The following is a 15,617-nucleotide window of genomic DNA, read 5'->3' as shown; positions in this document are numbered from 1 at the left end:
CGACCGGAGGATGGGCGTAGCCCGTCCGTAGGTTGGCCCCGCGCGGCGCGGATTTTTCCGCGCCTTCGGCCGCGACGATTGCCTTAAGTCCTGGATCTTCAACTGCGAGGAAGAGGACCTGGATGCCAGGCAAACCGATCACGGATCAGCAAGCGAGACTGTATATGAGATTGAACAAAAAACATCCTCGGGAAACCGCCGCGGCGATGTCTGGCTTTAGCGCCAGCACCGCCTTTCGGCTCGACAAAGACCCGCGCCTTCCCTCCGAGAAAAAGGCGCAACGCGGCCACGGCGGCGGTCGGCCCGATCCTTTCACCGATCTCTGGGAAAGCGAGGTGGTTCCGCTTCTCGAGCGCGCGCCGAACTTGCGTCCGGTGACCATTCTGCGTGACCTTTGCCTGCGCTACCCCGAGCGCGAGCTGACAGCGGCACGGCGCACTCTTGAGCGGCGCGTGCGGGAATGGAAAGCCGCCCATGGGCCGCAACAGGAAGTGATCTTCCGCCAGAACCATCCACCCGGTCGCCAGGGCATGTCAGACTTTACCGACTGCCGGTCGCTGGGCGTGACCATTGCCGGCGTGCCACTTGACCATCGGCTGTACCACTTCGTTCTGGTTTACAGCGGCTGGGAACACGGTGAAGTCGTTCTGGGCGGCGAGAGTTTTACTGCTCTGGCCAGCGGCCTGCAGAACGCATTGTGGAGCCTGGGTGCTTGTCCGATTGAGCACCGCAGCGATTCGTTGTCGGCGGCTTTCACCAACCGTGCCGACGAGACGCAAGAGGACCTGACCCGGCGTTACGAGGCACTTTGCGCCCATTACCAGATGACGCCGACCCGCAACAACCGCGGCGTCGCCCACGAAAACGGCAGCATTGAAAGCCGCAATGGTCATTTGAAGGACAGGCTCGAACAAGCGTTGCTGTTGCGCGGCTCGGACGACTTCGCCACGCTCGACGACTACCGCCGCTTCGTCGCCGAGCAGATCAGCAGGCATAATGCCTTGCGCCGACAGGAACTGGCCGTCGAGATGGATCATCTCAGGGCGTTACCGCAACGCAAGACCACCGATTACGATGATGCCGTCGTTGTGGTGACGTCGTCTGGCGGCTTCACCTTGCGCAGGGTCTTCTATACCGCCCCCTCCACCTATATCGGCCACCGCCTGCGGGTCCGGCTCTACGACGATCGCCTGGAATGTTATCTCGCATCCAGCCATGCCTTTACCCTGCCGCGCGGACGTCCACCGTCCAGTGGCAAGAGCGGCCAACACGCACATGTCGTCGATTACCGCCATGTCATTCACAGCCTTCGCCGTAAGCCGCAAGCGCTGGCCAATCTCGTTTACCGCGACCAGTTGTTTCCCCGTGCCGCCTTTGCCCGGACCTGGCAGGCCATGAACAAGAGGCTCGATCAGCGCACCGCCTGCAAAACCATGGTCGGCCTTCTCTGGCTTGCCCATTCCTGCGCATGCGAAGCCGAACTCGCATTGGCATTGGAGATGATCCTCGACGCAAGGAAGCTGCCCGATCTGGCCGCCTTGCAATCCCGCTTCGATGTCGCCGGCAATAGCGTCCCCGACATCGAGGTCGTGCTGCCCACAGCAGCCGACTATGACCGCCTTCTCACAGCAGGAGCAATGCAATGAACACCTCATCCGTCGATGTCGCAAAACTGCCGCTCATGCTGGCGAACTTGCGGCTTCCCACCTTCGCACGCCTCTGGTCTGAACTCACTCAACGGGCCGACCGCGAAGGCTGGCCGGCCGCACGGCTGTTGGCCACGCTTTGCGAATTGGAGATGGCCGAGCGCGTGCAACGGCGCATCCAGCGTCATCTCGCCGAGGCCCGGCTACCAGCCGGAAAAACCCTCGACAGCTTCGACTTCGCAGCCGTTCCCATGATCTCAAAGGCTCATGTCATGGCGCTGGCAGCAGGCGATGCCTGGCTCGCCAAAGGCGGCACGATCCTTATGTTTGGACCGCCAGGATCAGGCAAGACCCACTTGAGTGCGGCCCTCGGTGCTGCTCTCGTCGAAAAAGGCTTGCGGGTTTTGTTCACGAGAACCATCGATCTCGTTCAAAAACTCCAGACGGCCCGGCAGGAACTCGCATTGACAGCCGCCATCGACAAGCTCGACAAATTCGATCTGCTCATCCTTGATGACCTGTCCTACGTTCACAAGGACCAAGCCGAGACCAGTGTGCTGTTCGAGCTCATTGCCGCCAGGTACGAACGGCGATCCATCATGATTACAGCAAACCGGCCATTTGGAGCCTGGGATAGCCTCTTTCCCGACAAAGCCATGACCATCGCCGCCATCGACAGGCTCGTGCACCATGCAACCATCTTCGAGATGAATGTCGAAAGCTTCCGACGCCGAACAGCCACAGAGCAACGGCACTCAGCGACAGTGGCCACCAGCGCCAGCGACATCGATCAAACAAATGAAAGCCAACACAGCATCAACAGACCGATGTCGCTCCACGACATCGATCAGCGACATCGCTCTTGATCAAAAGAAACGGATCAGTCACTACCTAAATGTGGCCGTAGAATCAGTCACCAGCGATGTCGCTCGCTATGTCATCTGCGATGTCGCGCTATAAACCTTGTTGCCGCATTCGCAACGCAGCCGGTTGCGCAGGTTCATCAGATACTGATCTCCGAAAGCGCGCATCACCGTCTCTTTGTTTAGCCAGCCGATGTGTCCGCAAGCCCCGCACTTGCAGCCCAGCACCTCCCACTCTGCCATGCCTCTGATCGTATGGTACTGCGAGGGATTGTGCTCCGTGTAATCTTTGGGCCGGAACGGCGGTGTCAAATCGATGCCTCGCGGGTGTTTCATGGTCCTCTCCATTCGCGGAAATGAGAACGAATTAGGAACATACTCCTAGGGGAGTCAAGCCGCCATCCGGTAAATACCGGATGTTAAACAAAGCATCCACTGACCTGATCAAGATTTCCGAAGGCTGCAAACTGCTCTGCTACGCGGATGCAGTCGGGGTCGCAACTATCGGTTACGGCCACACCAAGACACTCAAGCCCGCCGACATCGGCAAGAAGCGGATCACGGCAGCAGAGGCCGAGCGGTTGCTTCTCGTGGACCTTGCCCATTTTGAAGCCCAGGTCGCAAAACTGGTAAAGGTAAAACTCACCGAGAACCAACGCGGCGCTCTCGTCTCTTGGACTTACAATCTCGGGGAAGGGAACCTTGCAAAGTCCACTCTGCTCAAGCGCATCAACGCAAAGGCTCCCGTCGCGGATATCGAGCGCAGTTGGATGCAGTGGGTGAATGCTGGCGGCAAACGCCTACAAGGCCTCGTCAATCGCCGCGCTGCGGAGATGGCCCTTTACAGGTTGTGATTAGCACTCGCGAGCCCCTTGCAACTCTCCGACGAATGTTGCCGTAATCGCGCGACGAAGTGGCTGCTGGGAGACGCAAAGTGACCGATATCGCTGAAATTTGGGCCGAAGACAAACTCGGTCGGCAGGAGAAGGCCGAGTATCTTCGAGCCTTTCTGATTGGTCGTGTTCACGAGCGGCAGTTAGCGGGGATTAAAGGCGCATATGTCGTCAATGTGCAGGCCGAATGGGGATTCGGAAAGACGTTCTTCATGGAACGGTTCTTCCAGCAGTTGTCAAAGGAACATCCGGCAGTCTTCATCAACGCTTGGAAGAGCGATTTCACGGACGACCCCTACACAGCCGTAATCAGCGAGATCGAAAGTTTCTTCAAGAAAGCCGCCGGTGGCAAAGGCAAGAATGTTGCCGCCTTGAAGAAAGCCTACGAGGTTATGAAAAGCAACGCTGCGAAGATCTTCTGGATGGGGCTGAAAGGCGGGCTGAAACGTGGTTCCAAATGGGCAATCGGCGAATCGACGGACGAGATCATTGAACTTTTTGAGAAACACACGCCTGACAATGCGGCGCTCGTCAAGGAACTGGCGGACGGCGCGGAAGCCCAACTTACTGAAGTCACAGACGAGATCATCGACGCATTCGCTGCGAAAAGAATCAAGGACTTCCAAGAGGCAAAAGAGAGCCTCGATAACTTCCGAGACAGCATGGCAGCGATGTTACGAGCACACGAGATCGTCGGCAATAATAAACATCTCCCGCTGTTCGTGTTCGTGGATGAACTGGATCGATGCAGGCCTCCATACGCAATTGCGATGCTTGAACGTATTAAGCACCTGTTCGATATAGACAACGTAGTGTTTCTGATATCGACCGACACAAAGCAACTAGCGCATTCGATCAAAGGTGTTTATGGCGCAGGTTTCGACAGTCAGCGGTATCTTCAGAGGTTTTTCAATAGAACCTACACGCTGCCCGAAGCCAACAACCGTCAATTAATCGGTGCACTGCTGGATGCAAGCGGAACAAGGGAGAACCTTTGGAGTGTTTCTCCCGGGCAAATGGAGGCACGTGAATTTCTTGCCCAAGCCTCTGAACAAATGGGGATGAGTCTCAGAGAGATTCAGGCTGCTCTAGACGTTCTCATGAGCATTACGACGGTATGGCAATACGACTTAAAGATACATCTCTGCATAATGTACCCACTAATTTACGGGTACATACTCGGTGAGAATATAGATCATATAACAGAGAGCGGTTGGTTGTGGGAGCAAGTTAAGAAGTTACAGTTCATTCATATTCAAATTGGCGGCGGGGAATTCGTTAGTATAACAAACTATGCGCACACACTTCTTACCGTGTCGAAGAAGACGATCATCACCTATATGAATGAGAATTCACAGAGAAACATGGGCGAAAAGAACATGCATCAGAGGTGGGCTCACACCGCTATGACGGACGAGTACTCAAAGCGGTTCGCCAACACAAACAAAGATGGAAAGTCGATCATAACAAAATACAGTAAAATAATTAAGCACGCTGGGCTGTTAACGCAAGCGGAAGAAAATCTAGTTGAGAACAATAGAATGTAGATAATTGCTCGGCTAGTCATTTTCTAGCCAATTCCCTGTTTCCCGTTAAATACGGATGGCAGGACTCTCATTGTGATGGGTTCACAAACATAGGCAGAACCCATCATGGTTGAATCAATCGTCGCGTTCCTCAAAGCACTATCTGCGTTCTTCGCAAGCATCGGTGTTGATCCCACTCACTTCATTGCAGGCCTAGCCGGTGCATTCGTTCGCGCCATCGTGCAGAACAAGAAACTGACATGGGAACTGCTTAGTCACGTAGTCGTCGGCGCACTATGCGCGACCTATTTGACCCCGCTTATCGTCCTGTACGTGGGAATAGCAGCGACACCGGGGCTGGCTTTCGGCGTTGGATTGATCGGCATGTATATGGCCGAAGGCGTGTTGAAACTAGCGCATCGTTGGGCAGCAAATCCGAAGTTGCCAAAGCAAACATCAGCAGGCGATCTGTTGGACATCATCAAGAGCGACGAGAAGCCAAACCAATAAGCCGGAGCAAGTGGTTACATAAATAGTCTTGAGCAACAATCTCAAGGAGTAATCATGATGAGAAATCCAATCGAAATTCAAATCCCGATTCATAATTGGTCGGACTCACTCGAAATCTATCATCAAGCGCGTCTAGCCGGTGCAGCGGATCGTTCCATGTTCACGGAAACGTTGAGCGGCGTGGGTCCAAATCCGGCTAGAGACGGTTTGCTTCTGACGGTGTTTTTCGATGAAGCCCAACGGGACAACGCCATGTTGTTCAAGTTGGTCCATGGGGGTGAGCAATGATCGAGCGCACCCATCACCACGGCCAGGACAATTACTCGTGCTTCGCAGTAAACGTGCTTCATAGAGCACGTGCGGAGGGCGCACTTGAAGGGTGGACCTGCACGCCCGACGACTACCGCGCACAACGCGTCCAACTGCAATTCAAGGACACTCGTCAAGCCGTGCTGTTCAAAATCACCTACGGAGGCGAGTAATGAGCAGCGCAGCAATCCCCGGTCATGTCGGGCTCCACCAAGCCGGTACCATCTATAACTGCCAGATCAACGGCCATACCGTGCTCGCAGATAGCGAGGCCGAACTATTCGACGCAATCGGTCAAGTGATCGACCCGGAATACCTGGCACCATTCCGCGGTAACGGCTTCACATGGACGTTCGTGCGCAACGACACGGCACGCGAATACGATTACGCTCGCAAACACCCGGAGTGCCGAGCCAACGCCAGCAATAAGGCAACGCACGCGCTGAACGGCGCATTCACGATGTCGGGCACGTACATGGTTTACCCGAGCCTAGCCGCATATGAGGCTGTGGACTGGATCGATGCCAACTGCAAACACAGGGTAATCGCGTGGTCGCTCCCATGCACGGAAGAGCATTTCTACCTGTTCGAGGACGCGAAAGAGGCAATGCTGTTCAAGTTGCAGGGTGGCTCTGCCCTGTAGTAGGTTCGCTGGGTAATTGGGGGGCTTCCTAAATGCGAACACTGCCAAGCGTCGCGCTATTAATTGGCGCGTCTTCAGCCGTTGCCGGCGATACCCTTCCACCGGACCTTTCCGGCTCGTACTTGTGCAAGGCGACGGCGAGTGCTGGCATCCGTTTCGACCAAACGACAAACCAATGGAAGTCCGTTTCATTCAATACCGAGAACGATGCGGTGCTCCTAAAAGTGAAGTTTACAGGTAAGACCGGCAAATATGAATTGCTGGACTCAATGTACCGGCTTTACGACGTGCGAGTGAAAAAGTTTGGTGAAGCGGGGGATGGCGAAATCTGCTCAGATTGGGGGAGTTCCAAAGATATCGTCATGGCAACAGGACGTGCGATCCGCTGCACTCAAGTTGCCTACAATTATTGGTTCAACTTGGGAACGAGGAAGTTCCAGATCGCATACGATGGCGGTTATATGGATCCCGACCACAATACGAATACGCCAGCGATCACAGTAGGCATATGCGATAAAATTGACTGATGACCGCACGAGTTGGCTAGTCCGCGATCAGCCCCACAAGTTTCCGCTCCACCGCACACGCCTCGATAATCGATGCGTCGTCATTTAAGACGGCAACGAGGTCGGCGGCACCCATGGAACGAAACACAAACTCGTACAGAGCCATCGCGCCTAGTTCCTCGTAGTCTTCGGGGTCGTTTGCCTTCAATTCAGCACGTTGCTCAAGCGCAGCGCGTCGGCAGTCAGCCTCATTCTCCGCGAAGTACAGGGTGTCGTCGTAAGGCGGCGTCACCTGATATGCCCAAAGCGTGAATTCCATCTGCAAGCCCTTCCGTGAATCAGTGCGCCAGTTATAGTTGCGGCACGGCGAGTTCGAAATTGTAGGATTCTACAGGCTCGCCAACTCACGAAAACGGAATCTGATCCAGTCGGGGCGCTATGTACGAGGATAACACGGTATTTGTCGTTGGCGCGGGAGCCAGCAATGAGTTCGGCCTGCCGGTGGGCTGGAACCTGTTGGAGCAGATACGCGATAACAGCCACTTCTACTTCGAGCACGGACGATTTCCGTCGAAGGGCAACCGCAAAATTTACGAGACCGTTTACGGCAAGTACGAGCGCGACCAGCATATGCTGGAGAAGGCGTTCCGCGCCTTTGGCGATATCAATTTGGGTGTTGAGACAGCAGGGTCAATCGACGAGTACATAAACCGCTATAGCGAGGACTCGATGATAGCGGAACTCGGAAAGATTCAGATCGCCCACGCCATCTTGGATGCCGAAGGAAAATCGAAATTAGTTCCACCCAAGGGACATGAAGGCGATGGCATCAATTGGAGCAATGTTCAGGACACCTGGATATCCACGTTTGCTCGGGCACTGTTCGAGGGTGTTAGGGCGAATGATGTTGAAACGATTGGCGACAACATAACGATCATCTGCTTCAATTATGATCGGTGCATTGAGCACTACTTGGAGTACGCCATACAAAGAGCCTATCGCGGCATCGACAGGAAATATGCAAGGAAGATAGTCGAGAGCATAAACATAATTCATCCGTACGGATCGCTAGGGCGTCTAAGTCAGATCGCATACGGAACGCCGCTCGCAAACGCCGATCTGTATCACGTCGCAAACAATCTGATAACGTGGTCCGAAACCGTCGAGGATCGATCTCTTGTGGACCACATCAAGGGTGCCATTAAGGACGCACGAAACATCGTATTCCTTGGATTCGCCTTTGCAAATCAGAACATGGAACTGTTGGACGCAGGTTTGCCCGACAACAAACCCTATTACACGAGCGTTTACTCAACGGGGTTTGGGCTCACCAATGATATTGAGGTCAAGTTAAAGAGAAAGATCGTTGGGCTCTATTCGGCCAATGGTAATTCATCCCACCATAACTATGTCGATATCAAATACGGAATGAAATGTAACGAGTTCATGCAAAAGCAGTTGCTGAACTTCACGGCTTAAGGCCACTAGAAAACGACCCCTCGACAGTTTCAAAGGCAAATCATGGATACAGACCATAAAAGGCGCTCGGTTGACTGGGCGGGGCTCGTGCTCGTTTTGACGGTCGCCTATGTCGTGGCCTTGTGGTCCGCGCACGATACTATGAGGGCAACTCCGGGTGAGTGGGCTGAACACCTGAAGATGAACTTTCTGGGAGACACGCTTAGTGGTTTGTTCGCTCCGCTTGCCTTCCTTTGGCTGGTCGCCGCTGTGTTGATTCAGCGGCAGGAACTGGCGCTGACCCGGGGAGAATTCGCGGCGTCACGCGTAGTGATGGACAAGCAAGCAGCCGCCGCAGAAGAACAAACGCGTATCGCGCTTGCAAGTGCGAAGGCCAACTATCAACTTGCTCTCTTTGAAAAGCGCATCCACGTCTACAACCAATTGAATGATATTGCCTACGAACTGCACACGGAAGGTTCGGTGACACGGGAATTAATGCGGAAAATAAGAGATGCCGCTGAGACTGCAAGGTTCGTATTTGGGGATGATGTGTCAGGCTGGCTTGCTGATGTGTCGAAAAAGTCCTCTAACGCTTTGCGAAGGCAATTGCGCATCGAGAGACTTGCCACAAGGGCAAACGAGAGAATGTTGAAAAAGGATGAAGTCGAAACTCAGCACAAACTGATTGACGAAGTTCATGAAATAGAGATGCAATTATACGATGATCTGTCTTCGAAAAAGATAGAAGCGATGATTGAGCCTCATTTACGGTTGCCGGTAGCAATCGAAATTGAACGTGATGATAAAGTGTATTGAAGTCTATCAGCGAGGTATCAGCAAAGCATTTGCAGACTTCACATAATCAACACCAGATACCAGTAATCACCATAACCACACGATAAAATCCGAAGAGTGAAGCATTTTGTGCCTTTTGCATCGAAGGGCAACCGATCTTTGCGCTCGCCCTTCACTTTGTTTGGCAGCAGACAATGAACGCACGTTCACTGTCTGAGGTCATCATGAAATACGTCGCATACTATCGCGTTTCCACAACTATGCAGGGAAAGTCCGGCTTAGGTCTCGAAGCGCAGCGCGCAGCAGTTCGGCAATTAGCACACGGACAGGAAATCATCGCCGAGTTCACAGAGGTAGAATCTGGCAAGCGCGATGACAGACCCGAACTAGAGAAAGCGCTGGACGTAGCAAAGCAGCGCAATGCCGTACTGGTCATTGCCAAACTCGACCGCTTGTCACGAGATGTGCATTTCATATCGGGGCTGTTGAAGCGCAACGTGCCAATCAAGGCATGTGATATGCCGCATGCAGATAACTTCCAGTTCCACATAATGGCAGCAGTAGCGGAAAAAGAACGTGAGATGATCAGCCATCGCACGAAGGTAGCAATTGCTGCGAAGCGTGCAGGTGGTTCCGAGTGGGGAACCAATGCGGCACGTGTTGAGGAAGCAAGTACATTTGCCGAGGGCATTCAACGGCACATACAGACGCTCATCGATAGCGGCATTGATAGTCCTGCAGCAATTGCGGCGGCATTTGCGCGGCGGCAATCAAGGTGAGATTCAGCGTCAATCAGGATGAGACTCGGCGGCGGGGGTGTGACGAAGGGAGGGCGTAGCCCGACCGGAGTTACACTCCCGCCGCGGCGCAATTTTTAGGCGTCTCATGATCGCGGTCGGCCCGCTACGGTGGCGGTTTTCTGGAATGGAGAACCACCTTTGTGCCGGGTCGCCATGTAACCGATCATCAGATGAGATTATTCATGAAGTATCGACAAACGCATTCTGTTGAGGTCGCCGCCGCGAAGGCGTCGATCAGCCGGGCGACGGCATTCCGCATCGAGAAAGAGCAGCGCCTTCCGTCGCAGAACAAGCCGCCGCGCGGTCGGCGTCGCCCCGATCCGCTTGAGCATATCTTTGATGCGGAGGTTGTTCCGCTTCTCAAGGCCGCTCCCGGCATTCGTGCGGTCGCCGTTTACGACGAGATGCTGCGACGTCATCCGGAACTGCCCGAAGGCATTCGCCGCACACTTGAGCGGCGCATTCGGTCCTGGCGGGCCGTTCACGGTGAGGCACAGGAGGTGATCTTTCGCCAGACGCACGAACCCGGCCGGTTGGGGCTGTCGGATTTTACCGACATGGGCAGCCTCAGCGTGACGATCGCCGGCCAGCCGCTCGACCATCTGCTTTATCACTTCCGGCTGGTTTGGTCGGGCTTCGAACACGCCCATGTCATCCTTGGCGGCGAAAGCTTCGTCGCCTTGGCGGAGGGCCTGCAGAACGCCCTGTGGTCGGTCGGCGGTTCGCCGCTCTATCACCGCAGCGACAGCCTGTCGGCCGCCTTCCGCAACCTCGATGCCGATGCCAAGGTCGATCTCACCAACCGCTATGAGGACCTGTGCGCTCATTACCGGATGACGCCAACCCGTAACAACAAGGGCATCGCCCACGAGAACGGTTCGATCGAAAGTTCCCACGGCCATCTCAAGAGCGCCGTCCGCGATGCACTCCTGATGCGCGGCACCCGAGACTTCAACGATCTCCGCTCCTACCGCGCCTTCATCGACGAGATCGTCAGCCGCCGCAATGCCGCGCATGGCAAGCGCATCGATGCCGAGCGCCCGCATCTGCAGGCACTTCCCGCTCGCCGCACCACCGACTTCGAGGAGGTGGTCGTCACCGTGTCGCGCACCGGCGGCTTCGCCTTGCGCAAAGTCTTCTACACCGTCCCCTCCCGTTTGATCGGCCATCGGCTGCGTGTGCGTTTGTTTGACGATCGTCTCGACGTCTTCATCGGCGGCACGCATCTGCTGACGTTGCCGCGAGGTCGCGCCCATGCGAGCGGCAAGCACGATCAGGTCGTCAACTATCACCACGTCATTCATTCCCTGCGCAAAAAGCCGATGGCGCTTCTCAACCTGGTCTATCGCGACAAGCTCTTCCCTCGGCCGGAATACCGAAGGGCTTTCGACACTCTCATCGAGCAACTGCCTGACCGGCAGGCTTGCAAGGTCACCGTCGAACTGCTGGCCCTGGCTCATGATCGTGGTTGCGAGCGTGAACTGGCCGAGGAGCTTGCCAGAACGCTCGACGCCCGCAAACTGCCCGACCTGATGGCCTTGAGAGCCATCTTCGGCCCGGACCCGGACCAGTTGCCGACCGTTCATGTGCAGCTCGCATCGCTCAATAGCTATGAAGCCCTGATGGGGCCTGCTTATGCGGGAGAGGCCGCATGAAAAATGTCCACAACACCATCGACGAAGCCCGCCTCGGCATCATGCTCAAAGACCTGAGGCTGCCGACAATCAAAACGCTGTGGCCGCAATTTGCCGAACAGGCCGATCGTGAAGGGTGGCCCGCGGCTCGCTTCCTCTCCGCTATCGCCGAACACGAGCTGGCTGAACGGGCGCATCGCAGGATCGAACGTCACCTCGCCGAGGCGCATCTGCCGCCCGGAAAGACCCTCGAGAGCTTCGCTTTCGACGCTGTGCCCATGGTCTCCAAGGCGCAGGTCATGGCCATTGCCGCCGGCGATAGCTGGCTCGCCAAAGGTGCCAATATCCTGTTGTTCGGCCCGCCCGGAGGCGGAAAGAGCCATCTCGCCGCAGCCATTGGCCTCGCACTGATCGAGAACGGTTGGCGAGTGCTGTTCACGCGCACGACCGACCTCGTTCAGAAGCTGCAGGTCGCACGGCGTGAGCTCCAGCTCGAATCCGCCATCGCAAAGCTCGACAAGTTCGATCTGCTCATCCTCGACGATCTGGCCTACGTCACCAAGGACCAGGCCGAAACCAGCGTGCTCTTCGAACTCATCTCCGCAAGATATGAGCGGCGTTCCATCATGATCACCGCCAATCAGCCCTTCGGGGAATGGAACCGCGTCTTTCCGGACCCGGCCATGACGCTTGCGGCGGTGGACCGACTTGTTCATCACGCAACGATCTTCGAAATGAACGTCGAAAGCTATCGGCGACGTTCCGCCATGGAAGCCAAACGCCAGCGCGGCAGACCTGCCGCCTTCGCGACAATTAAAAGTGCTTCCCAGATTGTCGCGGAGCGGCAATCAGAACACGACGAGACTCTTGCCAGCGACAATCAGCATGATACTTTCATCCCGACCGCGACATAAGAGTCTCATCCAGATTGTCGCCGCCGTCTCATCCTGATCGCCGCGCTATAGGCATTGAACGAACGCGGCATACGGACGCCCAGAGGGTCACTATGGGGTGCTGGCCAGGTGGTGAGGCTGCTACGACGGCTAGGGTAGGCAAATGCGCCACCCCCTATGGGGTCTTAAAAATCTTTATGTGCTTGAAAACCATTTGATGCGATTTTCTGCAAGTTTTGAAATTGGGCGAAGGGCCGATGAACATAAGAAGCGTAATTGGGTTCGCGTATGAGTTTGAGGATATCGCTATCCAAATCCTTTTGTCGGCGGGCTACAAGTCGAAGTGGCCGCTACATGATATGTCTGCCAGCGACTCAAAGTTTATCCCAGCGCAGGGTTTCGATTTCGAAGGGGTCGACCCGAGCGGAGCCGAAGTCGGCGTAGAGATCAAATTTTACCGCACCCACCGACCCGGCCCCGGAGTAATCAATCGTATCCTTGAGAAAATAACCAATGTCGCTCACGAAGCGGGAAAGCAAAAAGCGATCTTAATCGTAAGTGAAACGAGTGGAAGAGGCGGCTACCGTACGGATTTCGCCGTTCCGTACGAGATTATAACTGCGGAAAATTTAAGATCACTGAGTTCGGGCAACTTGCGTCTAATTGACCGACTAAATGAATTATTGCGAGTATCTAGTTTAGAAGCAGTTGAGCCGAGAACAGAATTGACCGCTCTGGAACCGGTCGTTCTGGATGACAGTTCTGAGAGGATCAATAGCATCATTCGTAGGCACGATACCTGTCCGCAATCTTCAGGACCTCCCTACGAGGCAATCTGCTTCGAAGCAATCGCTGAACTTTTCGGAGACGAATTAGGAGTACTGCACGACCAACATCCTGTGGCCGATCGCTTCCATGTTATTGACTTGATAGCGAGCATAAAGCCTTCGGAGCCGGATAATTTTTGGGCTCATCTACGTTCTGATTTCAGATCTCGTTACATAGTGTTCGAGTTCAAGAACTACAAAGACGCGATTGGGCAGGACCAGATTTACTCGACTGAAAAGTATCTGTTCACACATGCTCTCCGCACGGTCGCGATAATGATCGCTCGAAATGGGGAGGATGATGGAGCGAAGCATGCCAGGGAAGGAGCACTTAGGGAGCACGGCAAACTGATTATAGGCTTAAGCGGCGCAGACCTCGTGAAAATGCTCGAAATGAAGCGCGACCTTGACGATTTTACCGGAGTGCTGGCTGACAATCTCGATACCATGCTGACATCATTAGGGAGATAAAGCCGCTTAGGAGCATTTATCTTCGGTTGCCCTGATTTCTCAAAGGCTATTGATCGGACAGCACAGCGCAATTGGGCGCTGGTGCAAAGGCTTAGCAAATGACGAACGCACTGGAACTCCTCAAAGCAAGTGCAACGACCGGTACCGTTGGTGGCCGTAATCCGCTGGACATCTTCTACAGCAAGATCGACACGCAGATTGCTTTTGCCAAGCAGATCAAGGAAGGCAAGCCGGTTAACTCTCGCAGCACGTGGTTCCGCAAGGACGGTGCTGGCTACGTGGTTCGGATCGGCCGCAACGCTTTTGAGATCGCCGGCAGCAAACTGTTCCGTGCATCGGATCTGGACGGCGTGGTCGAACTGCTGACGGCTGCAAAGGCAGCGATCGGGCAGGACAAGAAACTGCAGGATGCGATTGCCCTGCATAGCATGGAACGTTCGGAGCGGCTGAAGGCAGGCCGTGCGAAGGGCAAGAAGAAGTAAGCAGCGGACATCAGTTAGCGCGAACTGATGCAGCCCTAGTCGGAAACGGCTAGGGCTTTCTAGCCTTTGGCCTGGCTAAAACGAATGAAACCCCGCAGGGAAAGCAGGGCTTCATCCGTGGAAGGTCGTCAAACCATAAAACGCAATACGTTGCCAACATTCATGTGATGGCACGCAATGCGACCACAACCACAGATGTTCTGCGTGTTTGGTGCGCCATCACGGTTGTATCGTTACAAAAACGTTAACTAACCGCAACCCCTATCGAGGGGTTAGTTGCGTAATCAATTCGGGTTACGCAAGAAGCACGGAGGCTCTTCCGCCGCGTTCGAAGACTAGGGACACGCAATGCAGCAGGGAAACCCTGCCGCTCGTCCTTGACGCTTCTGAGGGTGCCGCACGCGCACCACCCCCTATGGGCTCTTAAAAATCTTAATAACATGTGTCCGCAGATTTGATATGTCCGCGAGAAAATTGGAACAAGTTTGCGTTTCTCCCGCGAAATCTATTTGTCCTGCATTTGTCGATCGTTTGTTTCGGGAGAAACTTAGAACAGAATCCTAAATTATGATTTGTCTGAAATTTCCGTTGAGTTCGTCCGGATTTCGTGTGAGCATAATGGCGTTCACTTTAAACCATATGAGAACGAAATGACGAACATTTATGGGACGCCTGAGAAGGTGCTTTTCTCCAAGCGGTTGCTCGAAATCGGCATCGAATATCTTGAGAAGCAGGGATACGAAGTGTCGCGTGTCCCTCGCGCGGGGAAGAAGAGCCTGCGCCGCGTCAAGAAGGGTAAGAACGAATTCAACGTCGCGATCCGCACGTCCCAGGACCAGTGGTTCGCATTCCCCCGCGATCCCGACACGGGTACTTGGATGGGGATGGAAGACGTTGACGTTGAGCGCGTGATCGTGGTCGCGCTAAACACGCGGGAAGAGGGTAAGGAAAAGATCGGTATTGTTCACGAGTTTCCCGCTCAGGAAGTTAAGGCTCGTCTGAACAAGAACTACAAGGCCCGCATCAAGGCCAATCCGAACGTGAACATCTCGCACGGCAACTGGATTTCGCTCTACAACAAGGAGGCGACCGATCCGATTTCACTCATAGCCGCAGGGATCGGTTTGGATTTTCCCCCTGTTGATCGCATTCCGCTTTTCCCTACCACCAACGATGACGTCGATGATGAGGATTTGGTGGAAGCAGACGGCCCGGCACCCACGGCTCCTATTCCGTCCGCAACTGTGGACGAAAGCCTCACGATCCCCGAAGCCAAGCGCCGTCTTGCTCTGACGTTCGGGGTCGATCCTTCTGCTATCAAGATCACGGTTGAGGGCTAACAGCCCTCAACTCACCAG

At 54.7% G+C, this 15,617-nt stretch carries 19 protein-coding genes; 17 read left to right on the top strand and 2 right to left on the bottom strand.

The genetic code is table 11. From position 1 onward, the window contains the following. Positions 1-122 precede the first annotated feature (122 nt). Positions 123-1,646, top strand: a complete 1,524-nt coding sequence (gene istA, locus OVA00_RS13915; RefSeq protein ID WP_442780504.1) for an IS21 family transposase — start codon at positions 123-125, stop codon at positions 1,644-1,646. Continuing rightward, the gene (istB, locus tag OVA00_RS13910; protein ID WP_268088741.1) at positions 1,643-2,512 is read left to right on the top strand and encodes an IS21-like element helper ATPase IstB; all 870 of its coding nucleotides are present in this window, start codon (positions 1,643-1,645) and stop codon (positions 2,510-2,512) included. Before istA (OVA00_RS13915) ends, istB (OVA00_RS13910) begins: the two co-directional genes overlap by 4 nt. Positions 2,513-2,578: 66 nt before the next feature. On the opposite strand, the gene OVA00_RS13905 is transcribed toward istB (OVA00_RS13910), so the two are convergent. Then, the gene (locus OVA00_RS13905; RefSeq protein ID WP_268089168.1) at positions 2,579-2,845 is read right to left on the bottom strand and encodes a hypothetical protein; all 267 of its coding nucleotides are present in this window, start codon (positions 2,843-2,845) and stop codon (positions 2,579-2,581) included. Positions 2,846-2,925: 80 nt separating this feature from the next. Here OVA00_RS13905 and OVA00_RS13900 point away from each other — a divergent pair, with 80 nt between their 5' ends. The 7 genes from OVA00_RS13900 to OVA00_RS13870 all read left to right on the top strand — a co-directional run bounded on the left by OVA00_RS13900 (position 2,926) and on the right by OVA00_RS13870 (position 6,917). Beyond that, complete coding sequence (locus OVA00_RS13900) at positions 2,926-3,363, top strand: lysozyme (RefSeq protein WP_268089167.1); 438 nt, start codon at positions 2,926-2,928, stop codon at positions 3,361-3,363. A gap of 80 nt (positions 3,364-3,443) precedes the next feature. Then, positions 3,444-4,949 carry a KAP family P-loop NTPase fold protein gene (locus OVA00_RS13895; protein ID WP_268089166.1) on the top strand — a complete coding sequence of 502 codons (1,506 nt, stop codon included), beginning with the start codon at positions 3,444-3,446 and terminating at the stop codon, positions 4,947-4,949. 105 nt (positions 4,950-5,054) lie between these two features. Next, positions 5,055-5,438, top strand: a complete 384-nt coding sequence (locus tag OVA00_RS13890; protein ID WP_268089165.1) for a hypothetical protein — start codon at positions 5,055-5,057, stop codon at positions 5,436-5,438. Positions 5,439-5,495: 57 nt separating this feature from the next. Continuing rightward, positions 5,496-5,726, top strand: a complete 231-nt coding sequence (locus tag OVA00_RS13885; protein ID WP_268089164.1) for a hypothetical protein — start codon at positions 5,496-5,498, stop codon at positions 5,724-5,726. Further along, on the top strand, positions 5,723-5,920 hold the full coding sequence (locus tag OVA00_RS13880; RefSeq protein ID WP_268089163.1) for a hypothetical protein: 198 nt from the start codon (positions 5,723-5,725) through the stop codon (positions 5,918-5,920). Before OVA00_RS13885 ends, OVA00_RS13880 begins: the two co-directional genes overlap by 4 nt. Beyond that, complete coding sequence (locus tag OVA00_RS13875) at positions 5,920-6,390, top strand: hypothetical protein (protein ID WP_268089161.1); 471 nt, start codon at positions 5,920-5,922, stop codon at positions 6,388-6,390. Before OVA00_RS13880 ends, OVA00_RS13875 begins: the two co-directional genes overlap by 1 nt. 32 nt (positions 6,391-6,422) lie before the next feature. Further along, entirely contained in the window at positions 6,423-6,917 is a 495-nt protein-coding gene (locus tag OVA00_RS13870) for a hypothetical protein (protein ID WP_268089159.1), read from the top strand. A 16-nt stretch (positions 6,918-6,933) separates the two neighbouring features. Here OVA00_RS13870 and OVA00_RS13865 read toward each other — a convergent pair whose 3' ends face one another. Then, on the bottom strand, positions 6,934-7,215 hold the full coding sequence (locus OVA00_RS13865) for a hypothetical protein (protein ID WP_268089158.1): 282 nt from the start codon (positions 7,213-7,215) through the stop codon (positions 6,934-6,936). Between the two features lie 119 nt (positions 7,216-7,334). Between OVA00_RS13865 and OVA00_RS13860 the strand changes: the two genes are divergently transcribed. The 8 genes from OVA00_RS13860 (at position 7,335) to OVA00_RS13825 (ending at position 15,599) form a co-directional block, all read left to right on the top strand. Beyond that, complete coding sequence (locus OVA00_RS13860; RefSeq protein ID WP_268089157.1) at positions 7,335-8,375, top strand: hypothetical protein; 1,041 nt, start codon at positions 7,335-7,337, stop codon at positions 8,373-8,375. Positions 8,376-8,417: 42 nt separating this feature from the next. Then, positions 8,418-9,173 (top strand): hypothetical protein, encoded by a 756-nt coding sequence (locus OVA00_RS13855; protein ID WP_268089156.1) that lies wholly within the window; start codon positions 8,418-8,420, stop codon positions 9,171-9,173. A 203-nt stretch (positions 9,174-9,376) separates the two neighbouring features. After that, complete coding sequence (locus OVA00_RS13850; RefSeq protein ID WP_268089155.1) at positions 9,377-9,931, top strand: recombinase family protein; 555 nt, start codon at positions 9,377-9,379, stop codon at positions 9,929-9,931. 161 nt (positions 9,932-10,092) lie between these two features. Next, entirely contained in the window at positions 10,093-11,607 is a 1,515-nt protein-coding gene (gene istA, locus OVA00_RS13845; RefSeq protein ID WP_034803536.1) for an IS21 family transposase, read from the top strand. Further along, positions 11,604-12,500, top strand: a complete 897-nt coding sequence (gene istB / locus OVA00_RS13840) for an IS21-like element helper ATPase IstB (protein WP_268088791.1) — start codon at positions 11,604-11,606, stop codon at positions 12,498-12,500. The genes istA (OVA00_RS13845) and istB (OVA00_RS13840) overlap by 4 nt, the downstream gene beginning before the upstream one ends. Before the next feature lie 236 nt (positions 12,501-12,736). Further along, complete coding sequence (locus OVA00_RS13835; RefSeq protein WP_268089153.1) at positions 12,737-13,777, top strand: hypothetical protein; 1,041 nt, start codon at positions 12,737-12,739, stop codon at positions 13,775-13,777. A gap of 98 nt (positions 13,778-13,875) precedes the next feature. After that, positions 13,876-14,259 (top strand): hypothetical protein, encoded by a 384-nt coding sequence (locus OVA00_RS13830; protein ID WP_268089152.1) that lies wholly within the window; start codon positions 13,876-13,878, stop codon positions 14,257-14,259. Positions 14,260-14,909: 650 nt separating this feature from the next. Next, positions 14,910-15,599 carry a hypothetical protein gene (locus OVA00_RS13825; protein ID WP_268089151.1) on the top strand — a complete coding sequence of 230 codons (690 nt, stop codon included), beginning with the start codon at positions 14,910-14,912 and terminating at the stop codon, positions 15,597-15,599. Positions 15,600-15,617 lie beyond the last annotated feature (18 nt).

It is taken from the genome of Ensifer sp. SL37, assembly GCF_026672675.1.
GTDB lineage: Bacteria > Pseudomonadota > Alphaproteobacteria > Rhizobiales > Rhizobiaceae > Ensifer > Ensifer adhaerens.
The sequence above is the reverse complement of the archived record's forward strand: the minus strand, read 5'-3'. Positions and strand labels throughout refer to the sequence as shown.

Bases quoted from the DNA above. Each gene is read 5' to 3' on its own strand.
- istA (WP_442780504.1), top strand. From the start codon at position 123: ATGCCAGGCAAACCGATCACGGATCAGCAAGCGAGACTGTATATGAGA.
- istB (WP_268088741.1), top strand. From the start codon at position 1,643: ATGAACACCTCATCCGTCGATGTCGCAAAACTGCCGCTCATGCTGGCG.
- OVA00_RS13905 (WP_268089168.1), bottom strand. From the start codon at position 2,845: ATGAAACACCCGCGAGGCATCGATTTGACACCGCCGTTCCGGCCCAAA.
- OVA00_RS13900 (WP_268089167.1), top strand. From the start codon at position 2,926: ATGTTAAACAAAGCATCCACTGACCTGATCAAGATTTCCGAAGGCTGC.
- OVA00_RS13890 (WP_268089165.1), top strand. From the start codon at position 5,055: ATGGTTGAATCAATCGTCGCGTTCCTCAAAGCACTATCTGCGTTCTTC.
- OVA00_RS13885 (WP_268089164.1), top strand. From the start codon at position 5,496: ATGAGAAATCCAATCGAAATTCAAATCCCGATTCATAATTGGTCGGAC.
- OVA00_RS13880 (WP_268089163.1), top strand. From the start codon at position 5,723: ATGATCGAGCGCACCCATCACCACGGCCAGGACAATTACTCGTGCTTC.
- OVA00_RS13875 (WP_268089161.1), top strand. From the start codon at position 5,920: ATGAGCAGCGCAGCAATCCCCGGTCATGTCGGGCTCCACCAAGCCGGT.
- OVA00_RS13870 (WP_268089159.1), top strand. From the start codon at position 6,423: ATGCGAACACTGCCAAGCGTCGCGCTATTAATTGGCGCGTCTTCAGCC.
- OVA00_RS13865 (WP_268089158.1), bottom strand. From the start codon at position 7,215: ATGGAATTCACGCTTTGGGCATATCAGGTGACGCCGCCTTACGACGAC.
- OVA00_RS13860 (WP_268089157.1), top strand. From the start codon at position 7,335: ATGTACGAGGATAACACGGTATTTGTCGTTGGCGCGGGAGCCAGCAAT.
- OVA00_RS13855 (WP_268089156.1), top strand. From the start codon at position 8,418: ATGGATACAGACCATAAAAGGCGCTCGGTTGACTGGGCGGGGCTCGTG.
- OVA00_RS13850 (WP_268089155.1), top strand. From the start codon at position 9,377: ATGAAATACGTCGCATACTATCGCGTTTCCACAACTATGCAGGGAAAG.
- istB (WP_268088791.1), top strand. From the start codon at position 11,604: ATGAAAAATGTCCACAACACCATCGACGAAGCCCGCCTCGGCATCATG.
- OVA00_RS13835 (WP_268089153.1), top strand. From the start codon at position 12,737: ATGAACATAAGAAGCGTAATTGGGTTCGCGTATGAGTTTGAGGATATC.
- OVA00_RS13830 (WP_268089152.1), top strand. From the start codon at position 13,876: ATGACGAACGCACTGGAACTCCTCAAAGCAAGTGCAACGACCGGTACC.
- OVA00_RS13825 (WP_268089151.1), top strand. From the start codon at position 14,910: ATGACGAACATTTATGGGACGCCTGAGAAGGTGCTTTTCTCCAAGCGG.